Annotated in this window: 21 protein-coding genes; 8 read left to right on the plus strand and 13 right to left on the minus strand. The window is 72.3% G+C overall.

The window, feature by feature from the left end:
* Window positions 1–87 precede the first annotated feature (87 nt).
* Window positions 88–1,707 carry a cation acetate symporter gene (locus ACFYPJ_RS28125; protein WP_389022836.1) on the minus strand — a complete coding sequence of 540 codons (1,620 nt, stop codon included), beginning with the start codon at window positions 1,705–1,707 and terminating at the stop codon, window positions 88–90.
* The gene (locus ACFYPJ_RS28130; RefSeq protein ID WP_389022839.1) at window positions 1,704–2,060 is read right to left on the minus strand and encodes a DUF485 domain-containing protein; all 357 of its coding nucleotides are present in this window, start codon (window positions 2,058–2,060) and stop codon (window positions 1,704–1,706) included. The genes ACFYPJ_RS28125 and ACFYPJ_RS28130 overlap by 4 nt, the downstream gene beginning before the upstream one ends.
* A gap of 247 nt (window positions 2,061–2,307) precedes the next feature.
* On the opposite strand from ACFYPJ_RS28130, the gene ACFYPJ_RS28135 reads away from it, so the two are divergent.
* Both ACFYPJ_RS28135 and ACFYPJ_RS28140 read left to right on the plus strand, forming a co-directional pair.
* Window positions 2,308–3,879 carry a S8 family serine peptidase gene (locus tag ACFYPJ_RS28135; protein WP_389022842.1) on the plus strand — a complete coding sequence of 524 codons (1,572 nt, stop codon included), beginning with the start codon at window positions 2,308–2,310 and terminating at the stop codon, window positions 3,877–3,879.
* 95 nt (window positions 3,880–3,974) lie between these two features.
* Window positions 3,975–5,504, plus strand: a complete 1,530-nt coding sequence (locus tag ACFYPJ_RS28140; protein ID WP_389022845.1) for a S8 family serine peptidase — start codon at window positions 3,975–3,977, stop codon at window positions 5,502–5,504.
* A 108-nt stretch (window positions 5,505–5,612) separates the two neighbouring features.
* On the opposite strand, the gene ACFYPJ_RS28145 is transcribed toward ACFYPJ_RS28140, so the two are convergent.
* Both ACFYPJ_RS28145 and ACFYPJ_RS28150 read right to left on the minus strand, forming a co-directional pair.
* Window positions 5,613–6,656 carry a zinc-dependent alcohol dehydrogenase family protein gene (locus ACFYPJ_RS28145; protein WP_389022847.1) on the minus strand — a complete coding sequence of 348 codons (1,044 nt, stop codon included), beginning with the start codon at window positions 6,654–6,656 and terminating at the stop codon, window positions 5,613–5,615.
* Between the two features lie 155 nt (window positions 6,657–6,811).
* Window positions 6,812–7,531 (minus strand): VIT family protein, encoded by a 720-nt coding sequence (locus ACFYPJ_RS28150; protein WP_389022850.1) that lies wholly within the window; start codon window positions 7,529–7,531, stop codon window positions 6,812–6,814.
* 223 nt (window positions 7,532–7,754) lie between these two features.
* Between ACFYPJ_RS28150 and ACFYPJ_RS28155 the strand changes: the two genes are divergently transcribed.
* From ACFYPJ_RS28155 to ACFYPJ_RS28175, 5 genes are all read left to right on the plus strand, one after another.
* The gene (locus ACFYPJ_RS28155; protein WP_389022853.1) at window positions 7,755–8,753 is read left to right on the plus strand and encodes a DEDDh family exonuclease; all 999 of its coding nucleotides are present in this window, start codon (window positions 7,755–7,757) and stop codon (window positions 8,751–8,753) included.
* 271 nt (window positions 8,754–9,024) lie between these two features.
* Window positions 9,025–9,258: a hypothetical protein gene (locus ACFYPJ_RS28160; RefSeq protein ID WP_389022856.1), complete on the plus strand. Its 234-nt coding sequence runs from the start codon at window positions 9,025–9,027 to the stop codon at window positions 9,256–9,258.
* Between the two features lie 49 nt (window positions 9,259–9,307).
* Window positions 9,308–10,102, plus strand: a complete 795-nt coding sequence (locus tag ACFYPJ_RS28165) for an SURF1 family protein (RefSeq protein WP_389022858.1) — start codon at window positions 9,308–9,310, stop codon at window positions 10,100–10,102.
* Window positions 10,103–10,172: 70 nt separating this feature from the next.
* On the plus strand, window positions 10,173–11,954 hold the full coding sequence (locus ACFYPJ_RS28170; protein WP_389022861.1) for a glycoside hydrolase family 15 protein: 1,782 nt from the start codon (window positions 10,173–10,175) through the stop codon (window positions 11,952–11,954).
* 5 nt (window positions 11,955–11,959) lie between these two features.
* Window positions 11,960–12,715 carry an SDR family oxidoreductase gene (locus tag ACFYPJ_RS28175; RefSeq protein ID WP_389022863.1) on the plus strand — a complete coding sequence of 252 codons (756 nt, stop codon included), beginning with the start codon at window positions 11,960–11,962 and terminating at the stop codon, window positions 12,713–12,715.
* Window positions 12,716–12,747: 32 nt separating this feature from the next.
* Here the strand turns inward: ACFYPJ_RS28175 and amaP are convergent, their stop codons facing one another.
* The 5 genes from amaP to ACFYPJ_RS28200 are packed head-to-tail and all read right to left on the minus strand — an operon-like array spanning window position 12,748 to window position 15,151.
* On the minus strand, window positions 12,748–13,326 hold the full coding sequence (gene amaP / locus ACFYPJ_RS28180) for an alkaline shock response membrane anchor protein AmaP (protein WP_389022866.1): 579 nt from the start codon (window positions 13,324–13,326) through the stop codon (window positions 12,748–12,750).
* A gap of 5 nt (window positions 13,327–13,331) precedes the next feature.
* Window positions 13,332–14,009, minus strand: a complete 678-nt coding sequence (locus ACFYPJ_RS28185) for a DUF6286 domain-containing protein (protein WP_389022869.1) — start codon at window positions 14,007–14,009, stop codon at window positions 13,332–13,334.
* Window positions 14,006–14,425 carry an Asp23/Gls24 family envelope stress response protein gene (locus tag ACFYPJ_RS28190; RefSeq protein WP_389022872.1) on the minus strand — a complete coding sequence of 140 codons (420 nt, stop codon included), beginning with the start codon at window positions 14,423–14,425 and terminating at the stop codon, window positions 14,006–14,008. Before ACFYPJ_RS28190 ends, ACFYPJ_RS28185 begins: the two co-directional genes overlap by 4 nt.
* Entirely contained in the window at window positions 14,422–14,616 is a 195-nt protein-coding gene (locus ACFYPJ_RS28195) for a hypothetical protein (RefSeq protein ID WP_389022875.1), read from the minus strand. Before ACFYPJ_RS28195 ends, ACFYPJ_RS28190 begins: the two co-directional genes overlap by 4 nt.
* A 49-nt stretch (window positions 14,617–14,665) precedes the next feature.
* Window positions 14,666–15,151 (minus strand): Asp23/Gls24 family envelope stress response protein, encoded by a 486-nt coding sequence (locus ACFYPJ_RS28200; RefSeq protein ID WP_389022878.1) that lies wholly within the window; start codon window positions 15,149–15,151, stop codon window positions 14,666–14,668.
* 90 nt (window positions 15,152–15,241) lie between these two features.
* Between ACFYPJ_RS28200 and ACFYPJ_RS28205 the strand changes: the two genes are divergently transcribed.
* Window positions 15,242–15,961, plus strand: a complete 720-nt coding sequence (locus ACFYPJ_RS28205) for a nucleopolyhedrovirus P10 family protein (protein WP_389022881.1) — start codon at window positions 15,242–15,244, stop codon at window positions 15,959–15,961.
* Between the two features lie 169 nt (window positions 15,962–16,130).
* Here the strand turns inward: ACFYPJ_RS28205 and ACFYPJ_RS28210 are convergent, their stop codons facing one another.
* The 4 genes from ACFYPJ_RS28210 to ACFYPJ_RS28225 all read right to left on the minus strand — a co-directional run bounded on the left by ACFYPJ_RS28210 (window position 16,131) and on the right by ACFYPJ_RS28225 (window position 20,277).
* Window positions 16,131–16,934, minus strand: coding sequence for an enoyl-CoA hydratase/isomerase family protein (locus ACFYPJ_RS28210; protein WP_389022883.1), 804 nt, complete (start codon window positions 16,932–16,934; stop codon window positions 16,131–16,133).
* Between the two features lie 162 nt (window positions 16,935–17,096).
* Window positions 17,097–17,318, minus strand: a complete 222-nt coding sequence (locus ACFYPJ_RS28215) for a helix-turn-helix domain-containing protein (RefSeq protein WP_004002281.1) — start codon at window positions 17,316–17,318, stop codon at window positions 17,097–17,099.
* A 335-nt stretch (window positions 17,319–17,653) separates the two neighbouring features.
* On the minus strand, window positions 17,654–19,252 hold the full coding sequence (locus tag ACFYPJ_RS28220) for an ABC-F family ATP-binding cassette domain-containing protein (RefSeq protein WP_389022886.1): 1,599 nt from the start codon (window positions 19,250–19,252) through the stop codon (window positions 17,654–17,656).
* A gap of 143 nt (window positions 19,253–19,395) precedes the next feature.
* Window positions 19,396–20,277: a hypothetical protein gene (locus ACFYPJ_RS28225; protein ID WP_389022889.1), complete on the minus strand. Its 882-nt coding sequence runs from the start codon at window positions 20,275–20,277 to the stop codon at window positions 19,396–19,398.
* Window positions 20,278–20,296 lie beyond the last annotated feature (19 nt).

Here is a 20,296-nt window from a genome sequence, read left to right on the forward strand (position 1 = left end):
GGCCGGAGGCAGATCCCACGAGAGACCGCGGAAAAACACGGGGCCGCGTCGTGGTTCCCCACGACGCGGCCGTCCCTTGCCGCCGGGTCAGTGCGCTCCGGTGCCGGTCAGGGACCTCACCTCCAGCTCGGCGTACTTTCCGGTGTCCGGTGTCTCCTTCGACAGGAGGGTGCCGACGACGCCCAGCAGGAAACCGATCGGGATGGAGACGATGCCCGGGTTCTCCAGCGGGAACCAGTCGAAGTCGGCGCCGGGGAACATCGAGGTCGCCTTGCCGGAGACCACCGGCGAGAACAGCACCAGGCCGACCGCGCTGACCAGGCCGCCGTAGATCGACCACAGCGCGCCGGAGGTCGTGAACCGCTTCCAGAACAGGCTGTAGAGGATCGTCGGCAGGTTGGCGGAGGCGGCGACCGCGAAGGCCAGGGCCACCAGGCCGGCGACGTTCAGATCGCGGGCGAGGGCGCCCAGGACGATGGAGACGGCTCCGATGCCGACCGTGGCCCAGCGAGCCGCGCGCAGCTCCTGCTTCTCGTCGGCCTGCCCCTTCTTGATGACGTTGGCGTAGATGTCGTGGGCGAAGGAGGAGGACGAGGCCAGGGTCAGTCCGGCGACGACCGCGAGGATGGTGGCGAAGGCGACCGCGGAGATCGTGGCCAGCAGGATCGCACCCCAGCTGGAGTCCACTCCGCCGAGGTGGAGGGCGAGCAGGGGCGCGGCCGTGTTGCCCGCCTTGTTGGAGGCGATGATCTCGTCCGGCTTGATCAGCGCGGCGGCGCCGAAGCCGAGGGCGAGGGTCATCAGGTAGAAGACACCGATCAGGCCGATCGCCCAGATCACCGACTTGCGGGCGGCCTTGGCGGTGGGCACCGTGTAGAAGCGGATCAGGATGTGCGGCAGGCCCGCGGTGCCCAGCACCAGGGCGATGCCGAGCGAGATGAAGTCGAGCTTGGTGGTGCCCGTCGCGCCGTACTTGAGGCCGGGCTCCAGGAAGGCGGAACCCTTGCCGCTGTTGCTCGCGGCCGAGCCCAGCAGGTCGGAGACGTTGAAGTGGAACTTCAGCAGGACCAGGAAGGTCAGCAGCAGGGCGCCCAGGATGAGCAGCACGGCCTTGACCATCTGCACCCAGGTGGTGCCCTTCATGCCGCCGATCGTGACGTACACGATCATCAGGACGCCGACCAGCGCGACGATGCCGATCTTGCCGCCGTCGCTGGTGATGCCGAGCAGCAGGGAGACCAGGACGCCCGCGCCGGCCATCTGGGCGAGCAGGTAGAAGATCGACACGACGATCGTGGAGGTGCCGGCCGCGGTGCGGACGGGGCGCTGGCGCATCCGGTAGGCGAGCACGTCGCCCATGGTGTAGCGGCCGGAGTTGCGCAGCGGCTCGGCGACCAGGAGCAGCGCGACCAGCCAGGCGACCAGGAAGCCGATGGAGTAAAGGAAGCCGTCGTAGCCGAAGAGGGCGATGGCGCCCGCGATGCCCAGGAAGGACGCGGCGGACATGTAGTCGCCGGAGACGGCGAGGCCGTTCTGGAAGCCGGTGAACTGCCGTCCGCCCGCGTAGAAGTCGCTGGCGTCCTTGGTCTGCCGGCCCGCCCAGACGGTGATGACGAGGGTCGCGGCGACGAACACCGCGAACAGGGTGATGATCAGCGGTCGGTGCTCACTGGCCTCGCCTGCGGCCAGGGTGATCGCGGGGCTCATGCGCCGCCCTCCATCCGGGACTTGATGGCCTCGGCGCCGGGGTCGAGCTTGCGGGCGGCGTGCCGCGCGTACCACCAGGCGATGAGGAACGTCGTGAGGAACTGGGCGAGGCCGAGGACGAGGGCCACGTTGATGTTGCCGGCCACCTTGGTGCCCATGAAGCCGCCCGCGTAGCTGGACAGCAGCACGTACAGCAGGTACCAGACGATGAAGGCCACGGTCAGCGGGAAGGCGAAGGAGCGGTAGGAGCGGCGCAGTTCACCGAACTCCGCGCTCTCCTGCACCGCGACGAACTCCTCGGTGGAGGGGAGCCGGTGATGAGGTTCGGAGTGGGGCGGTGTCTCGGTAGCCACGGAGTCTCCTCTGGTCGCGGACAAATCGGGGAAGGGGCTCGATCGTGCTCGTGGCCCCTGCCGAAGGTCCACGGCGCCACGCGAGGACAGGTTCAAGTCCTATGAGTTCTTTCTGAAGTCGTCTCCCCAAGTCATTGCTGGCCAGCGAGGCAGGGAGATAGTTTCGACCCGCACCACCCGTCATGTACCTGCCTGGACAGCACCTGTGTCCCGGGCGGGTTTCGTTTTCGGATGATGTGGAGACCCCATGTCTCATCTGCGCTCCAGACGCAGACCTGGCGTCGCCGCGCCGGTCGTGCTGTCGCTGACCGCCGCACTGGGCCTGCTGCCGTCGGCCGCGTCTGCGGCCCCCGCACCGGTGTCGGCGGCCCGGACTGCGGACGGCCCGGCGCTCGCGTACGTCGTCAACACCGCGACGGACCACCGCACCATCGAGTCGGTACGCAAGGCGGTGGCCGCGAACGGCGGCAGCATCGTCGCGGCGTACGACCGGATCGGGGTGATCGTCGCGCACTCCGCCGACCCGGACTTCGGCCGGACCATGCGCGCCGTGCGCGGCGTGCAGTCGGCGGGCGCCACGCGCACCGCGCCACTCAGCGCCACGGGCACCACAGGCACCACGGGCACCACGGGCACCACGGGCACCACGGGCACCACGGACGAGGGTGCCGTGCAGGTCCTGTCGAAGGCCCGGGCCGCGAAGCTCGCGCAGCGCTCGGCCGCGGGCCAGGAGCCCCTGGAGGCCGACCAGTGGGACCTGCGGGCGATCGGTGCCGACCGGGCCGCGCGCATCGACCCCGGCAGCAGCTCGGTGACCGTGGGCGTCATCGACACCGGCGTCGACGACACGCACCCCGACCTCGCCCCGAACTTCTCGGCCGCGCAGTCCGCGAACTGTGTGAGCGGCAAGGCGGACACGACGTACGGCTCCTGGCGGCCGGTGGACGCCGATCACTACCACGGCACGCACGTGGCGGGTGAGATCGCCGCGGCCCGCAACGGCATCGGTGTCGCCGGCGTCGCGCCCGGTGTGAAGGTCGCGAGCATCACCGTCGCGCAGCCCGACTCGACGTCGCTGTTCTACCCGGAGAGCGTCGTCTGCGCCTTCGTCTTCGCCGCCGACCACGGCGTGGAGATAACCAACAACAGCTACTACGTTGATCCGTGGCTGTACAACTGCATGGACGATCCCGATCAACGTGCCATAGTCGACGCGGTCAACAGGGCCCAGCTGTACGCACAGCGCAAGGGCACGCTCAACGTCGCCTCGGCGGGCAACTCCAACGACGACCTCGACTCCCACGCCCTCGTCGACGACTCCAGCCCCGACGACTCGACGCCCGTCGACCGCACGGTCGACCCGCACAAGTGCTTCGACGTGCCGACCCAGTTGCCGGGTGTGGTCACGGTCGGCGCGACCGGCGTCAAGGGCGCCAAGTCGTACTACTCCAGCTATGGCAAGGGCGTCATCGACGTCGCCGGGCCGGGCGGCGACAAGTACCAGCTCCCGGACACGCCGTCGCAGAACGGCCGCATCCTGTCCACCCTGCCGAACAACCAGTACGGCTACCTGCAAGGCACCTCGATGGCCTCGCCGCACGTGGCCGCGGTGGCCGCGCTGCTGAAGTCCGCCCATCCGCACGCGACACCGGCCCGGTTGCAGGCGCTGCTCAAGACCCAGGCGGACAACCCCGGGTGCCCGACCGACCCGTACGACGGGGACGGCGACGGCGTCGTGGACGCGACCTGCGTCGGCGGCAAGCACGTCAACGGCTTCTACGGGTCCGGCGTCGTCAACGCGCTCCGCGCCGTCGACTGACGCCCCCTCCATCTCTGCGCCCCACGTCGCAGGCTCCCCCACGCCAGGAATACGCACGGCACGTCGTATCGCGAACGAACTGGAGACACACACATATGACCGCGCCCCAGCCGCGTCACCTCCGCGTCCTGTCGATCCCGGTCGGGATGGCCATGGCCACGGCCCTCGCGTTCCTGCCGAACGCCACCGCGTCCGCCACGGACGCCGCGACCACGGCGGCAGCCACGGCCACGGCGGACGGGCCCTCGCTCAGCTACGTCGTCAACGTCCGCCCCGGACCCGGCACTTCGAAGCAGGTGCAGAAGGCCATCGGCGAGGCCGGCGGCACGGTGGTGACCTCGTACGACCAGATCGGCGTGATCGTCGTCCACTCGTCGAACCCGGACTTCGCCAAGACCGTCCGCACGGTCCGGGGCGTCGAGTCGGCCGGTGCCACGCGCACCGCGCCGCTGCCCGCGCAGTCGACCACCGACGTCGGCACCCCGCAGGTGCTCGGAGCCGAACAGGTCGCGCAGGCGCAGGCGGCCGCCGGGCAGGACCCGTTGGAGCCCCTGCAGTGGGACCTGCCCGCCATCAAGGCGGACAAGGCGCACGAGAAGACCCTCGGCAGCCGGAACGTCACCGTCGCCGTCATCGACACCGGCGTCGACGACACCCACCCCGACATCGCGCCCAACTTCGACCGGCGGGCCTCCGCCAACTGCGTGAGCGGCAAGCCGGACACGGCCGACGGCGCCTGGCGGCCCGGCGCCGCCGAGAGCCCGCACGGCACGCACGTCGCGGGCGAGATCGCGGGTGCCAAGAACGGCGTGGGCATCACGGGCGTCGCACCGGGCGTCAAGGTGGCCGGCATCAAGGTCTCCAACCCGGACGGCTTCTTCTACACGGAGTCCGTGGTCTGCGGCTTCGTGTGGGCTGCGGAGCACGGCGTCGACGTGACCAACAACAGCTATTACACCGACCCGTGGTACTTCAACTGCAAGAACGACCCGGACCAGAAGGCGCTCGTGGACGCCATCACCCGGGCCACCCGGTACGCGGAGAGGAAGGGCACGGTCAACGTCGCCGCGGCGGGCAACGAGAACTACGACCTCGCCTCCGACTCGATCACCGACCCGGTCTCGCCCAACGACGGCACCCCGTCGGACCGGGTCGTCGACCCGTCCGAGTGCTACGACATACCGACCCAGTTGCCGGGTGTCGTGACCGTCGCCGCCACCGGTGCGAAGGGCATCAAGTCGTCCTTCTCCAACCACGGTCTCGGCGTCATCGACATCGCCGCGCCCGGCGGTGACTCGACGGCCTACCAGCCGCCCCGGTCCCCGGCGACCAGCGGTCTGATCCTGGGCCCGCTGCCCGGCGGCAAGTGGGGCTACATGGCCGGTACCTCGATGGCCAGCCCGCACGTCGCGGGGGTCGCCGCATTGATCAAGTCGACCCACCCGCACGCCTCCGCGGCCCAGGTCAAGGCACTGCTGTACGCCGGTGCCGACGCGACGCCGTGCACGGACCCGTACGACATCAACGGCGACGGCAAGATCGACGCGGTGTGCGAGGGACCGAAGAACTACAACGGCTTCTACGGCTGGGGCACGGCGGACGCACTGGCCGCCGTGACGAAGTAGACCGGGCGCAGGACCGGGTGCACACGGGCGGCCGGGGACGGATCCGGCCGCCGGTGTGCTCCACTCCCGAGGTCCCGGCACAGCCCCTCAGGCGGGCCGGCCGGCCGCTCAGGCGGTGATGAGCACCTTCAGGGCGGTGCGCCCGTCCATCGCCCGGTAGCCGTCCGGCACGTCCTCCAGACCGACCGTCAGGTCGAAGACCGGCGAGGGGTCGACGGAGCCGACGAGGATGTCCGGCAGCAGTTCCGGGATGTACGCGCGCACCGGCGCGACCCCGCCGCGCAGCGCGATGTTCCGGTCGAACATGACCCCGAGGTCGAGCCCCGTCGCGCTGCCGTGCGGCACACCGACGTAGCCGACCGACCCGCCGTCCCGGGTGATGTGCACAGCCGTCCTCATCGACTCCGCGGTGCCGACCGCCTCGACGACGGCGTGCGCGCCCTCGCCGCGGGTGAGCCCGCGGACGGCCTCGACCGCCGCCTCGCCGTACTCGGCGACGACGTCGTCGGCGCCGAAGCGGCGTGCGAGGTCCGTACGGTCCTTGTGCCGGCCGAGCGCGATGATCCGCTCGGCACCCAGCCGCCGGGCCGCCAGGACGGCGCACAGGCCGACGGCGCCGTCCCCTATGACGGCGACGGTGGCACCCGGACGGGCACCGGCGCCGAGAGCCGCGTGGTGGCCGGTGCCGAGGACGTCGGCGAGGGACACCAGGGCGGACAGCAGGCGGTCGTCGGAAGCCGCGTCCTTGGGCAGTCCCACGAGCGTGCCGTCGGCGAACGGCACCCGCACGGCCTCGCCCTGGCCGCCGTCGTAGCCGGCCGAACCCCAGAAGCCGCCGTGCACGCAGGAGGCCGTCAGGCCCTCCCGGCAGTAGTCGCAGACGCCGTCGGACCATTTGAAGGGTGCGACCACGAGGTCGCCGCGCCGGACGGTGGTCACCTCGGGGCCGGTCTCCTCGACGAAGCCCAGGAACTCGTGCCCGATCCGCTGCCCGGGCTGCCGGGGCGATTCGCCGCGGTACGCCCACAGGTCGCTGCCGCAGATGCAGGCCCGCAGCACCCGCACCACGGCGTCGGTGGGCAGCCGCACGACGGGCTCGGGCACGTTCTCCACCCGGATGTCGTACGGGGCGTGAATGGTGGTGGCGCGCATGGCGAGGATCCTCCTCGTGCGGTGACGAGCCCGTTTCACGGTACGCCGTCCACGCGCCGCCCGCCGTCGGGACAGCCCGTGCCGCGGACCGTCGGGACGGTCCCGTCCCGGGCTGCCGGCCGCGCGGGGCGGGCGACTGCGCTCGGGGCGGACGACTAGGTCACGACCGCTCCCAGCAGCGTTCCGACGGCATAGGTGACCCCCATGGCGAGGGCGCCGCCGGCCACGTTCCGCAGGACCGCCCGGCCGGGGGCCGCCGCGCCGAGCCGGGCGCTGCTCCAGCCGGTCAGCACCAGTGCGGCCAGGACGGAGCACACGGTGACCGGGAGCCGCCGGTCCGCGGGCGGCAGCACGATGGCGAGCAGCGGCAGCAGCGCGCCCACGGTGAAGGCCAGGAAGCTCGCCCACGCCGCGTGCCAGGGATTGGTCAGCTCGTCCGGGTCGATCCCCAGCTCCACGCGCGCGTGGATCTGCAACGCGTCCCGCGCCGTGTACTGCTCCGCCGCCTCCCGCGCCACCTCCCGGGACAGCCCGCGCTCCTCCAGCAGCCCGGTCAGCTCATCCAGTTCGGCCTGCGGCTGCTCCTTCAGCTCCCGCTTCTCCACGGCCAGCGCGGCTACCTCGGAGTCGCGCTGGGTCGACACGGACACGTATTCGCCCGCGGCCATCGACAGGGACCCGGCGAGCAGCCCGGCGAGTCCGGCGGTGAGCAGGGCGTTCCGGTCGCTCGTCGCCCCGGCCACGCCGACGACGAGTCCGGCGGTGGAGACGATGCCGTCGTTCGCCCCCAGCACGGCAGCCCGCAGCCAGTTCAGCCGGGAGCCGAGCGGACCGCCGTGGGGCTCGTCGTGCGCGGGTCGCGTCGGTTGCGTCACAGGACGGAGGATCGCACCCCGCGCGCGGGCGTGCCCGCACCGACGCTCCCGGCGGGGGCGCGGGCAACGGCCCCGGCCCGCAGGGCGCCTTGCCGGCCGGACGGCGCACACACGCCCGAACCGAGCGCCACGGGAGGAAAACTGACGTGTTCTCCGGTGCGAAGGGTGGTACCGGGAGCCTGGCGGCCAGGAGTGTCGGTCCCGGCCCGTATCCTCAATGACCATGCTCGAAGAAGGTACGACCGCAGTGTCCTCCCCCACCCGGTGGCCGGTCGCGTACCCAGGCGGATACGCGGTCGTTGACGTGGAGACCACCGGCCTGGCCAGGGACGACCGGATCATCTCCGCGGCCGTCTACCGGCTGGACGCGCACGGTGAGGTCGAGGACCACTGGTACACGCTGGTCGACCCGGAACGCGATCCGGGCCCGGTGTGGATCCACGGTCTGACGAGCGCCGTGCTGGCGGGGGCGCCGCGCTTCGCGGACATCGCCGAGGAGTTCGCCGCCCGGCTCGCGGACCGGGTGCTCGTGGCGCACAACGCCGCCTTCGACTGGCAGATGATCGCGCGGGAGTACGCGCGCGCGAAGCGCGAGGCGCCGGTGCGTCAGCGGCTGTGCACCATCGCGCTGTCCAAGGAACTGGGCCTGCCGCTGCCCAACCACAAGCTGGAGTCGCTGGCTGCGCACTTCGGCGTCGTACAGCGGCAGGCGCACCACGCGCTGGACGACGCGCGCGTGCTCGCGGAGGCGTTCCGGCCCAGTCTGCGGGCCGCGGCGGCGGGCGATGTGCGGCTGCCGCTGCTGGAGTGCCGGCCGCTGACCGAGTGGAACGACTCACCCGCGCCGCGGATCGGCCGGCAGGCGGGCGGCGGCTACGGCGGCTACCGTCCGACCAGTTGGCGTCCCGCCCGCAAACGTCCCGCGTGCCCGTACCCCAACCCGGGGCGGTACGAGGCCGGCAAGCGGCTCAAGCAGGGGATGCGGGTCGCGTTCTCCGGGGACACGTCGATCGACCGCGAGTTGCTGGAGGACCAGGCGACCGAGGCCGGGCTGCACGTGGCGACGAGTCTGTCCCGGGTCACCAGCCTGCTGGTGACGAACGACCCCGGCTCGGGCACCTCGAAGGTGGTCAAGGCGCGGCAGTTCGGGACGCCGGTGATCGACGAGGCGGCGTTCGGCCAACTGCTGAGGGACGTGGAGCCGGCGACTGGGGCGACGTGACCCCACGGCGGGCGGCCGGCGGCTGCGCCCAGGGGACCGCACGGCGGCGGCCGAGCGCGGCCGGTGACGACCGCGGCGCCCAACGGTCCTCGACACCCGCCTGCCGGCCACGGCAGCAGGCCGTGGGGGCGTACGACGACGCCCGCGCGGGAGGGGCGCCCTGACCCCTTGCGCAGATCCCGTCGCAGGCGGCCGTACGGACGGGTGATTGCCGTGCGACTCGCCCGGCGCTCCCTCGCGCGAGCGTCGGTGACCGCTCACCCTGTGCGATATGGCGAAATGCGAAGTTTGCGGTAATGAGTACGGAATGACGTTCGAGGTGCACGCCCAGGGTGTGGTCCACGTCTTCGACTGCTTCTCCTGCGCGATCCACCGCATGGCCCCGGTCTGCGAGCACTGCCACGTCCCGATCATCAGCCAGGGCGCCGAGGTCGACGGCCAGTTCTACTGCGGGGCCCACTGCGCCCGCGCCGCAGGGAAGACGGGGATCGTGGACCGGGTGTGAACCGGTACCCGACTGAATGCACCCGACGACCGAGTTGTACGGTCGATCCGTGTACCGCTTCCTGTTGACCCGCCAGTGGGTGATCCTCACGCTGATCGCCCTGCTCCTGATCCCGGTGATGATCAGACTGGGTTTCTGGCAGAAGCACCGGTACGAGGAACGCAGCGCCCGGAACCAGCTGGTCACCGAGGCCCTCTCGGCCAAGCCGGTACCCGTGGAACAGCTGACCTCGCCCGGGCACACGGTGACCAGCACCGAGCGGTACCGGACCGTCACCGCGACCGGCACCTTCGACACCGCCCGGGAGGAAGTGGTCCGCCGCCGCGTCAACTCCAATGAAGAGGTCGGCTACCACGTCCTCACCCCGTTCGTGCTGACGGACGGCAAGGTCCTGCTGGTCAACCGCGGCTGGATCCCCGCGAACGGGGCCCAGACCGCCTTCCCGAAGATCCCCGCGCCACCCGCCGGCCGCACCACCGTCACCGGACGGCTGAAGGTCGACGAGACGACCGCGGCGAGCGGCATCAAGAACGTCGCGGGGCTGCCGGACCGCCAGGTCATGCTGATCAACAGCGAGCAGCAGGCACGGCGGCTCGGCGCCCAGGTGCTCGGCGGCTACGTCGAGCAGACGGGTCCCGAGCCGGCGGACGACACGCCGCAGCAGATCTCCGACCCGGGCAAGGAAGACGCCCCGCTGAACTACGCGTACATGATCCAGTGGTGGCTGTTCGCCGCCGCGGTCCCCGTCGGCTGGGTGATCCTGGCCCGCCGCGAGGCACGGGAGCGGGCGGCCGGGGCGGCCGCCGCGAAGACGACCGCGCAGGCGGAACCGGCCGCCGTGTGACCACGGGGCGCGTCACCCGACCGGCCCCGCCCAGGATTGTCGCGGACACACACCGGGAACCCGGAATCCCGTGCATCCCCGCATCGAGGACTACGCCCTCCTCAGCGACGAGCAGACCGCCGCCCTGGTCGGCAGGGACGGCTCCATCGACTGGTTGTGCCTGCCCCGGTTCGACTCCGGGGCCTGCTTCGCCAAGCTCCTCGGCGACGAGGACAACGGGCACTGGAGGATCGCGCCGGTGGGCGCGGAGGTGTGCACCCGCCGCGGCTACCGCTCCGACACGCTGGTCCTCGACACCGAGTGGGACACCCCCGAGGGAACGGTACGGGTCACCGACCTGATGCCGCAGCGCGACCGGAGCCCCGAACTGATCCGGATCGTCGAGGGCATCAGCGGGCGCGTCACCGTGCACAGCACGCTGCGCCTGCGTTTCGACTACGGGGCGATCGTCCCGTGGATGCGCCGCTCGGACGGCCACCGGGTCGCCGTCGCCGGACCGGACTCGGTGTGGCTGCGCAGCGAGCCGCCGGTGCGGACCTGGGGCAAGGACTTCAGCACACAGTCGGAGTTCTCCGTCGCGGCGGGCGAGAAGGTCGCCTTCGTCTTCACCTGGCACCCCTCGCACCGCCCCCGGCCCCCGCTGGTCGACCCGCACGAGGCGCTCCGCTCCAGCGTGGCGGACTGGCAGCGGTGGGCCGCACGGTGCCGCTACGACGGACCGTACCGGGACGCCGTCGTCCGTTCCCTGATCACCCTCAAGGCGCTCACCTACCGGCCGACCGGCGGCATCGTCGCCGCGGCCACCACCTCGCTGCCCGAGGAACTGGGCGGCGTGCGCAACTGGGACTACCGCTACTGCTGGCTGCGCGACTCCACTCTCACCCTCGGCGCGCTGCTGTCCGCGGGCTACCTCAAGGAGGCCGAGGACTGGCGCGACTGGCTGCTGCGCGCGATCGCCGGCGACCCGGCGGACCTGCAGATCATGTACGGCGTGGCCGGTGAGCGGCGGCTGCCCGAGCTGGAGCTGCCGTGGCTCACGGGCTTCGCCGGGTCGGCGCCGGTGCGGACCGGCAACAACGCCGTCGACCAGTTGCAGCTGGACGTGTACGGCGAGGTGATGGACTCCCTGTGGCTGGCGCGGCGTTCGGGCCTGCCGCCGAAGCCGCACATGTGGTCGCTGCAGAGCGTCCTGCTGAAGTGGCTGCAGACCCAGTGGCGGCAGCCGGACGAGGGGCTGTGGGAGGTGCGCGGCGGCCGCCGGCACTTCGTGCACTCGAAGGTGATGGTGTGGGTGGCCGCCGACCGCGCGGTACGCACGCTGGAGGAGTCCCCCGAACTCCCCGGGCACGTGGAGGGCTGGCGGACACTGCGGGACGAGGTACACCGCGAGGTGTGCGAGAAGGGCTACGACCCGGACCGGAACACGTTCACCCAGTACTACGGTTCGCAGGAGCTGGACGCCGCCCTGCTGCTCATCCCCCGGGTCGGCTTCCTGCCCCCGGACGATCCGCGGGTGATCGGCACGGTGGACGCGGTCCGCGCGGAGCTGGGGCACTCCGGCTTCGTACGGCGCTATGCCGCCGACCAGGCGCTCGACGGGCTGCCGGGCGGTGAGGGCGCCTTCCTGGCCTGCTCGTTCTGGCTCGCGGACGCGCTGCATCTGACGGGCCGTACGCAGGAGGCGCGGGAGCTGTTCGACCGGTTGGTGGGTCTCGCCAACGACGTGGGCCTGCTGTCCGAGGAGTACGACCCGGCGGCCGGGCGCCTGCTGGGCAACTACCCGCAGGCGTTCAGTCACATCGCTCTGGTGAACTCCGCCCTCGCCCTCTTCGGGGACGGCGCGGCAGTATAGGCGTCATGGATCTTGGACTGAAGGACCGGGTGTACGTCGTCACGGGGGCCACCCGCGGGCTGGGCAATGCCACCGCGCGCGAGTTGGTCGCCGACGGGGCGAAGGTGGTCGTCACCGGGCGGGACGAGCGGCGGGCCGCCGAAGCGGCGGCCGAGCTGGGCCCCGACGCGGTCGGCGTGGCCGTGGACAACGCCGACCCGGACGCTCCGGGGCGGCTGATCGCGGTCGCCCGCGAGCGGTGCGGCGGCTTCGACGGCATCCTCGTCAGTGTCGGCGGACCGCCCGCGGGGTTCCTCGCGAACACCACGGACGAACAGTGGCAGGCGGGGTTCGAGTCGGTGTTCCTCGGCGCGGTGCGGATCGCCCGCGCGGCGGCCGCGGAGTTGGCGGAGGGCGGTGTCATCGGGTTCGTGCTGTCCGGTTCGGTGTACGAGCCGATCCCGGGGCTGACGATCTCCAACGGGCTGCGGCCCGGCCTCGCCGGGTTCGCCAAGTCGATCGCGGACGAACTGGGGCCGCGGGGGATCCGGGTGGTGGGTCTGCTGCCGTCCCGTATCGACACGGACCGGGTGCGCGAGCTGGACGGCCTGTCCGCGGACCCGGCGGCCACCCGCGCTGCCAACGAGTCACGCATCGCACTGCGCCGGTACGGGACACCGGAGGAGTTCGGCCGCGTGGCCGCGTTCCTGCTGTCCCCCGCCGCTTCCTATCTGACCGGCGTCATGGTGCCCGTCGACGGCGGAATGCAGCACGGCTTCTGATCCGGGACCGGGCCCCGGCCCGCGTCACACCGTCACGTCACCCGCTCCGCGCGGTGCTTGACCGCCCGCAGGCGTACCTCCGCGGGCAGCGCCGCCAGGCCCGCGGAGTCGCGGGCGCGGGCCAGGGACTCGGTGGTGAGGCCGTGCAGGGCGGCGCCGGGGTCTACGTCCGGTTCCAGTTGCAGCCAGACGCGGGCCTCGGGGGCCGCGCGGCGGCCGGTCAGCACCGCCTGGGCGTGGGCCACTCCGGGCAGCCGGGCCGCGTCGTCGACGAACGCGGTCTCCAGGGCCCGGCCCCGCAGCAGCGCGCCCGCGCCGTCGCCCGTGTCGACGAGCACTTCGGCGAGCCGACGGCGGCGCAGCAGCGCGGCCAGCCACCACAGCGCCAGCAGCACGAGCAGGGCGAGCACCGCGATGACCGCGGGCCACCACCAGTCGGTCTCCCGCAGGCGGGTCCGTTCGGCGTCGCTCAGCAGCACGTCGTGCGGCCCGCCGTGGATCCACCAGGACGGCATCCGGACGCCCAGGCCCACGGCCAGTACCGAACCGCCGAGGGCGACGAGGAACAGTCCGACGATCCCGATCAGCACCCGGTTGACGATCCGCAGCATCGCCGTCACCCCTTCCGTCCGGGCCGGGCCACATGCACCGACAGTGCGGGCGGCCGGACCAGTCCCAGTCCCCGGACCGCCTCGGCGAGCGTGAGGTCCAGGTCGGCGCGTACCTCGTCGAGTTCACGGAAGTGCGACACGGCGCGCACGTCGGCCCTCCGTCGCCGCATCCGCACCCGTACCGACCGTACGCCCGAGACCTCCATGGCCCGGTCGCGCAGCACCTGGGCGGCGGCGGCGCGCTGCAGGGCCGCCCGGACGTCGGCGTGGGTACGGCGCATCGTCAGCAGGTCGCGCAGTCCCGGTGTGACGGCGAGCGCGATCAGCCACAGGCCGAGGACCGTGGCGACAGCGGCACCGGCCAGCACCCAGGTGTCGTCGAGCGGCCGGAGCGCGAGCTGGTGGGCGAGCGCCCGGCGCAAGCGCAGGGCGGGCCGGTGGGCCCGTACGGCGGCGACGTCGTACAGGAAGACGCCCGCGCCGAGCAGGAGCAGCAGCGCGACGATGCCGGCGGGTACCCGGCGCACCGACCAGAAGCGGCCGCCCCGGCCGCCCGGCCCCTGGGCGGCGGGCGGCGGGTCGTAGTCCGCGGCCGACGCGGACTGTTCGAGTGCGGGACCGGCCGGTTTCTCGACGACCGGAAGCGGCTGGGTGCCGGTCTCGGTGCCCTGGGACTCGCTCATCGCGTCCTCCCGTCCGCGCCGTGCGCCGGTGCCGGATGCAGCCGCTCGACCTCCACCGCGACCTCCGGCACCTCCATGTTCACCAACGCGCTTACCCGCTCGGCCACATGACGACGCACGGCCGCGCACCGGGCGCCGATGTCGGTCGGGTAGTCCAGTTCCAGGTGGACACGGACCCGGGCCGAGGCGGTGGCGGTGCCCAGGGCCCGGGCGGACTCGGGGACCGGGGGGCGCACCACGACGGTCGCGTACGGGGGTGCGGCGTCCGTCGGCAGGACGCCGACGGCCTCCCGCGCCGCCTGCGCGGCGATCTTCGCGACGACCCGGTCGGCGATCCGGGTGGCGCCGCGCTCGCCGGGCACGACGACGGCAGCCGTCGCCCGGGTCCCGTCCCTCCCGTCGCTGACGGAGGTCATCGGCGCCGGCCGCGCTTGTCGTCGCGGGTCCGGAAGAAGTCACCCGGTTCGAGGTCGCCCTCCAGGAACCGGCCGACAACGAATCCGATCGCCCCCAGGGCCGCCACCAGCAGGAACGCACCGAATCCGCCGAAATACCCGGCGAAGCCCAGCGCCATCCCGGCAATCATGCCGACCACGGCCATGTTCATGCGGTCCTCCTCAGCTCCTCAACCGCGTTGTCCGGAAGCCGTCGAGGCGTCACTGGATCCGCGGCTCCGGTTCCTCATCTTCTTCCTCCGGCAGCTTCACGTCACTCACTGCGATGTTGACCTCGACGACCTCAAGACCGGTCATCCGCTCCACGGCGGCGATCACGTTCTCCCGGACGTCCCGCGCGACGTCGCCGATCGACACGCCGTAGTCCACGACGATCTCCAGGTCGAGCGCGGTCTGCACCTCGCCGACCTCGGCCTTCACTCCTCGCGTTGCCGACTTCGAACCGCCCGGCACCCGGTCGCGCACGGCCCCGAAGGTGCGGCTCAGGCCGCTCCCCATCGCGTGCACGCCCAGCACGTCCCGGGCGGCGAGCCCGGCGATCTTCTCCACCACCCCGTCGGCGATGGTGGTCCGGCCCCGGGTCGCCGGGTCACCGCCGCCGCGTTTGGTGGCCTTGCGGGCCTGCACCGGTTGCTCGTTCCCGCCCTCGGGGTCCGTCGTCCGGTTCTGCTCCGTCGCGTCGGTCATCGCCCGTACGCCCCTTCCCGATCCGTGGTCCTGCGACCACCGTATGTGCGGTGGCAGGTTCGTGCGCCGGGAATGCGGCAGGCTGGAGGAATGACGGCGGACCGATGGACCCGGGCGGTACGGCAGCAAGTGGGGCTGGGCAGACTGCTTCCGCTCGGCGGGCCGCGGGACGCCGGGTGGATCACGGAGGCGGCGGCGGAGGCGGTGCTGCGGCACGCGGCGGCGGAGGTGCCGGGTGTGCTGCTGGGCGCGCTGCGGATCGCGCGCGCCGAGCCCGACGGGGTGGGCGAGCCCGCCGTACCGCCGCCGCCGAGCGCACTGCCCGTGGGCCCGCTGCGGGTGGTGGCGGACTTCGCGGCCGTGGCCGCCGAGCCGCTGCCCGCGACGGCGGACCGGCTCCGGCAGGCGCTGGCGTCGGCCGCGGACCTGCGGCTCGGGTTGGCGGTGGCCGAGGTGGACCTGCGGGTGACCGCGCTGCTGGACGGGCCGGTGGACGTCCCGCAGGTGCGTCCACCGCAGCCGGGCCGGGCGCGGCAGAGCGCGGAGCCCGACGAGACGCGCGCGGCGACCGCGGCGCTGTCCGTCCCGGGCGTGGCCCGGCTGACCGGCAGTCTGGGCGGCCTCGGCCGGGCCGTGCGCATCGAACACGACGACCGGCCGGGTGCGTTGCCGCACCGCCATGTCCGGGTGGAGCTGGCGGTGGCCGGTGGGCACCGGCCGCTGGACGTGGCCCGCGGGGTACGGACGGCGGTGGCCGCGGAGTTGGCAGGGCGGCCGACGGTGGCGGTAGTCGTCACGGCGGTGGGCTGAGCACGTCCCGCCGGACCCGGGTCCGGCGGGTGGCCCGGCCCTTCCGTCTGCCCGACCCCGCTCGGCCGCTCACTCGACCCGACCGGCTCAGGTACTTCCCCGGCTCCGCCGGCCCGGTCCGTGCTGCCGGGCCGTTCGCCACACGGCCCGATCCGGCTCCGGACGTGGCTCAGTCGCCGATGCCGGCCAGATCCCGCAGCCGCCGTGCCTGGGCGGCCCGTTCGGCGGCGAGCTGCTCCTGGAACGTCCGCCCGCCCGCCCCGCGCAGCAGGGCCTTGGTCTCCACCACGGCATCCCGTGGCGCGGCCAGGATCGCCGCGACCAGGTCATGCACCGTGCCGTCGAGTTCGCCGACGGGCACCGCGAGGTTCGCGAGCCCAGAAGCGACCGCCTCCTCGGCGCCGACGAACCGCCCGGTCACGCAGAGCTCCAGGGCACGGGCGTATCCGACGAGTTCCACCAGCGGGTGGGTGCCCGTCAGGTCGGGGACGAGCCCGAGAGACGTCTCGCGCATCGCGAACTGCACGTCGTCGGCAACGACGCGCAGGTCACAGGCGAGGGCGAGCTGGAAACCGGCACCGATGGCATGCCCTTGTACAGCAGCGACGGTCACCAGGTCGTTCCGCCGCCACCAGGCGAACGCCTCCTGGAACCCGGCGATCACCGCGTCCAGCTCGGCGTCCTCACGGCGTGCCAGGTCGGTGAAGGTCGGCTCGCCCGGCATGCCCTCCGGGGTGAACATCCGGCGGTCCAGCCCGGCGGAGAAGGACTTGCCCTCGCCGCGCAGCACGACGACCCGCACGGAACCCGGCAGCGCCCGCCCGGCCTCGGCCAGCGCCCGCCACAGGGCGGGGCTCTGCGCGTTGCGCTTGGCCGGGTTGGTCAGCGTCACCGTGGCGAGCGTGTCGTCCACGGTGAGCCGTACGCCGTCCTTGTCGAGTGCGGGAGCAAGGTCCTGCTGGGGCGAAACCACGGGGCGCCTCCGATGAGTGCGGTCGACACGCAGTGCCGTACGGCATGCTAAGTGACTGCACAGTAACCACCCGGCCGATCTGGAGTCACCCCCAGAGCCCGTGAGGGCACTGGAGGGAGGACCGGCCGGGTGGCCACCATCGAAGCCGATGGACCGCCCGGATCAGGACGATGCGGCCTTCTTGCCCCGGGTCGCACCGCCACGCCCACGGAGCGTGACGCCCGATTCGCTGAGCATCCGGTGTACGAAGCCATACGAGCGGCCGGTCTCCTCGGCCAGCGCCCGGATGCTCGCACCGGAGTCGTACTTTTTCTTCAGGTCTGCCGCGAGCTTGTCGCGCGCGGCGCCGGTCACCCGGCTGCCCTTCTTCAGAGTCTCGGCCACCCGTGCCTCCTCATGGGAAGTGCGCTCTGGTCCCCTCATGATCACCCCTCCCGGGCCCGATGGCCACCCATTCGGCAAGGTCCGTGAGACACGGTTGTGACGACAGGAGCACATCCCCACATGCGGAATCTTTAATTCCGCACGGTGTTTCCCGTTCCGCCGAACGGGTTCATTCACGAAATGCCAGGTCAGAGACGCACGACGGCCGATCCCTTGTCGAGAAAGGGATCGGCCGCGAAATGCATGTATGACACACCCCGATACCAGGAGATCTCACACAGATGATGGATCACCGATAGGCCGAATGATCCATGGGCAGTGGATCATTCTTTTGATCAAGCCAGGGCGACCAGATCCGCATAAGCCGCTCCCCACAGGTCCTCCACGCCGTCCGGCAGCAGGATGATCCGCTCCGGCTGGAGCGCCTCCACGGCGCCCTCGTCGTGGGTGACCAGGACGACCGCGCCCTTGTAGGTGCGCAGCGCACCGAGGATCTCCTCGCGGCTGGCCGGGTCGAGGTTGTTGGTCGGCTCGTCGAGCAGCAGGACGTTCGCCGACGAGACCACCAGGGTGGCCAGCGCCAGCCTGGTCTTCTCGCCGCCGGAGAGGACGCCGGCCGGCTTGTCGACGTCGTCACCGGAGAACAGGAAGGAGCCCAGCACCTTGCGGACCTCGACGAGGTCCATGTCGGGGGCGGCCGAGCGCATGTTCTCCAGGACCGTGCGGTCGGGGTCCAGGGTCTCGTGCTCCTGGGCGTAGTAGCCGAGCTTGAGGCCGTGGCCCGGGACGACCATGCCGGTGTCCGGCTGTTCGACGCCCCCGAGCAGGCGCAGCAGGGTGGTCTTGCCGGCGCCGTTGAGGCCCAGGATGACGACCCGGGAGCCCTTGTCGATGGCCAGGTCGACGTCGGTGAAGATCTCCAGCGAGCCGTACGACTTCGACAGGCCCTCGGCCATCAGCGGGGTCTTGCCGCAGGGCGAGGGCTCCGGGAAGCGGAGCTTGGCGACCTTGTCGGACTGGCGGGCCGCTTCGAGGCCCGACAGCAGCTTCTCGGCCCGGCGGGCCATGTTCTGCGCGGCGACGGTCTTGGTGGCCTTGGCGCGCATCTTGTCGGCCTGGGCGTTGAGCGCGGCGGCCTTCTTCTCCGCGTTCTGCCGCTCGCGCCTGCGGCGCTTCTCGTCGGCCTCGCGCTGCTGCTGGTAGAGCTTCCAGCCCATGTTGTAGATGTCGATCGCCGAACGGTTGGCGTCCAGGTAGAACACCTTGTTCACGACCGTGTCGACCAGGTCGACGTCGTGCGAGATGACGATGAAGCCGCCGCGGTACGTCTTCAGGTAGTCGCGCAGCCAGGTGATCGAGTCGGCGTCCAGGTGGTTCGTCGGCTCGTCGAGCAGCAGGGTGTCCGCGTCGGAGAACAGGATCCGGGCCAGCTCGATACGGCGGCGCTGACCACCGGAGAGGGTGTGCAGCGGCTGGCCGAGCACGCGGTCGGGAAGGTTGAGCGCGGCGGCGATGGTGGCGGCCTCGGCCTCGGCCGCGTACCCGCCCTTGGTGAGGAACTCGGTTTCCTGGCGCTCGTACTGCTTCATCGCCTTGTCGCGGGTGGAGCCCTTGCCGGTGGCGATGCGCTGCTCGTTCTCGCGCATCTTGCGGAGCAGCACGTCGAGGCCGCGGGCGGACAGGATGCGGTCGCGGGCGAGGACGTCGAGGTCGCCGGTGCGGGGGTCCTGCGGCAGGTAGCCGACCTCGCCGGAGCGGGTCACGTTCCCGGCGGCGGGGATGCCCTCGCCGGCCAGGACCTTGGTGAGGGTGGTCTTCCCGGCGCCGTTGCGGCCGACGAGACCGATGCGGTCGCCCCTGGCGACGCGGAAGTTGGCGTTCTCGATGAGGATGCGGGCACCGGCGCGCAGCTCGATGCCTGAGGCGGAGATCACGGACAGACTCCAGGGCGAGTCGTTGACGGGATGGGCGGCTGAGGACGTTCCCGCCGTCTAATGCGCGAGGAGAATGGCCATGGGGACCAGTCTAACGGGGTGCTGCAAGCGCTTTATCGGTCCGGGCGGCCCGGGCCCGGGGGTCACGGATATGGATGTTCCGTGTCAGACGCTTCTGGATCTGGCTGTTCTGGGTCCATGACGTCCGGATCCGGACGTTCGGGGTCCGAGCGTTCCAGGCCCGGGACGGCGGGGTGCGGGCGTGCGGAGTCCGAGTGGCCGGGGCGCGGGCGGTCCCGGTCGTTGCCCGGTACCGCGTTGCCGAGGGGGGCGCGGTGCGGTGCGACGGGCCCGAGGTCGTCGACGGCGACCAGCTGGTCGGTCCAGGCGCCCCGTGCGCAGGGCTGGGCGACGAGCCACGCGGTGCCGCGCCACGCCGCGCGCTCGGGCCGGAACGTACAGCCCTCGCGCGCGGGCAGGATCCAGCGCAGGTCCCCGTCGGCGGTGCGGTACGCGGTGATGCGGTCCGGGGTGACCACGGCGAGCATGCCGTCGGACAGCGGGCGCAGGACGCCCGCGGCGCCGTGTGCGGTGAGCCAGCCGGCCGCCGCGGGCAGGGCGCGGTGCCAGCGCACGGAGCGGCCGTCGGTGTCGGTGACGAGTCCGTCGTCCCAGACGGCGATCGTGTGCCCGCGCGCGGGGAGCACGCCGAGCGGGCGGCGGCCGTCGCGCGCGTAGCGCCAGCGGCGCTCGCCGCCGGCCGGGTCGTACGCCTCCACGGCCGCGCCGCGGGCCCGGACCGCCGTCGCACCGTGCGTCTGGCGGCCGTACGCGGTGAGGTGGTCCCCGTAGGGAGCGGCGGGGCGCAGGTGGTGGGCCGCGAGGAGCAGTGCGGCGAGGGCGGGGGCCACGAGGGCGACGACGGGTGCCCGGCCCGGCCGGCGGCGCGAGGGGCCTTCCGTGGCGGCCGGCCGCCGGGCGGCCGGGTTCGCCCGCAGTGGCCCGCGCCGCGGTAGGACGACCACCGATCCCCGCTCCCCTCCG

Origin of the sequence: Streptomyces sp. NPDC006012, assembly GCF_042871185.1 — a bacterium.
Taxonomy (GTDB): domain Bacteria; phylum Actinomycetota; class Actinomycetes; order Streptomycetales; family Streptomycetaceae; genus Streptomyces.

Excerpts from the sequence above, each read along its gene's own strand:
- ACFYPJ_RS28200 (WP_389022878.1), bottom strand. The coding sequence starts at position 15,151 with ATGACCGACGCGACGGAGCAGAACCGGACGACGGACCCCGAGGGCGGG.
- ACFYPJ_RS28195 (WP_389022875.1), bottom strand. The coding sequence starts at position 14,616 with ATGAACATGGCCGTGGTCGGCATGATTGCCGGGATGGCGCTGGGCTTC.
- ACFYPJ_RS28145 (WP_389022847.1), bottom strand. The coding sequence starts at position 6,656 with ATGCGCGCCACCACCATTCACGCCCCGTACGACATCCGGGTGGAGAAC.
- ACFYPJ_RS28160 (WP_389022856.1), top strand. The coding sequence starts at position 9,025 with ATGGCGAAATGCGAAGTTTGCGGTAATGAGTACGGAATGACGTTCGAG.
- ACFYPJ_RS28175 (WP_389022863.1), top strand. The coding sequence starts at position 11,960 with ATGGATCTTGGACTGAAGGACCGGGTGTACGTCGTCACGGGGGCCACC.
- ACFYPJ_RS28185 (WP_389022869.1), bottom strand. The coding sequence starts at position 14,009 with ATGAGCGAGTCCCAGGGCACCGAGACCGGCACCCAGCCGCTTCCGGTC.
- ACFYPJ_RS28140 (WP_389022845.1), top strand. The coding sequence starts at position 3,975 with ATGACCGCGCCCCAGCCGCGTCACCTCCGCGTCCTGTCGATCCCGGTC.
- amaP (WP_389022866.1), bottom strand. The coding sequence starts at position 13,326 with ATGCTGCGGATCGTCAACCGGGTGCTGATCGGGATCGTCGGACTGTTC.
- ACFYPJ_RS28135 (WP_389022842.1), top strand. The coding sequence starts at position 2,308 with ATGTCTCATCTGCGCTCCAGACGCAGACCTGGCGTCGCCGCGCCGGTC.
- ACFYPJ_RS28125 (WP_389022836.1), bottom strand. The coding sequence starts at position 1,707 with ATGAGCCCCGCGATCACCCTGGCCGCAGGCGAGGCCAGTGAGCACCGA.
- ACFYPJ_RS28190 (WP_389022872.1), bottom strand. The coding sequence starts at position 14,425 with ATGACCTCCGTCAGCGACGGGAGGGACGGGACCCGGGCGACGGCTGCC.
- ACFYPJ_RS28155 (WP_389022853.1), top strand. The coding sequence starts at position 7,755 with ATGCTCGAAGAAGGTACGACCGCAGTGTCCTCCCCCACCCGGTGGCCG.
- ACFYPJ_RS28205 (WP_389022881.1), top strand. The coding sequence starts at position 15,242 with ATGACGGCGGACCGATGGACCCGGGCGGTACGGCAGCAAGTGGGGCTG.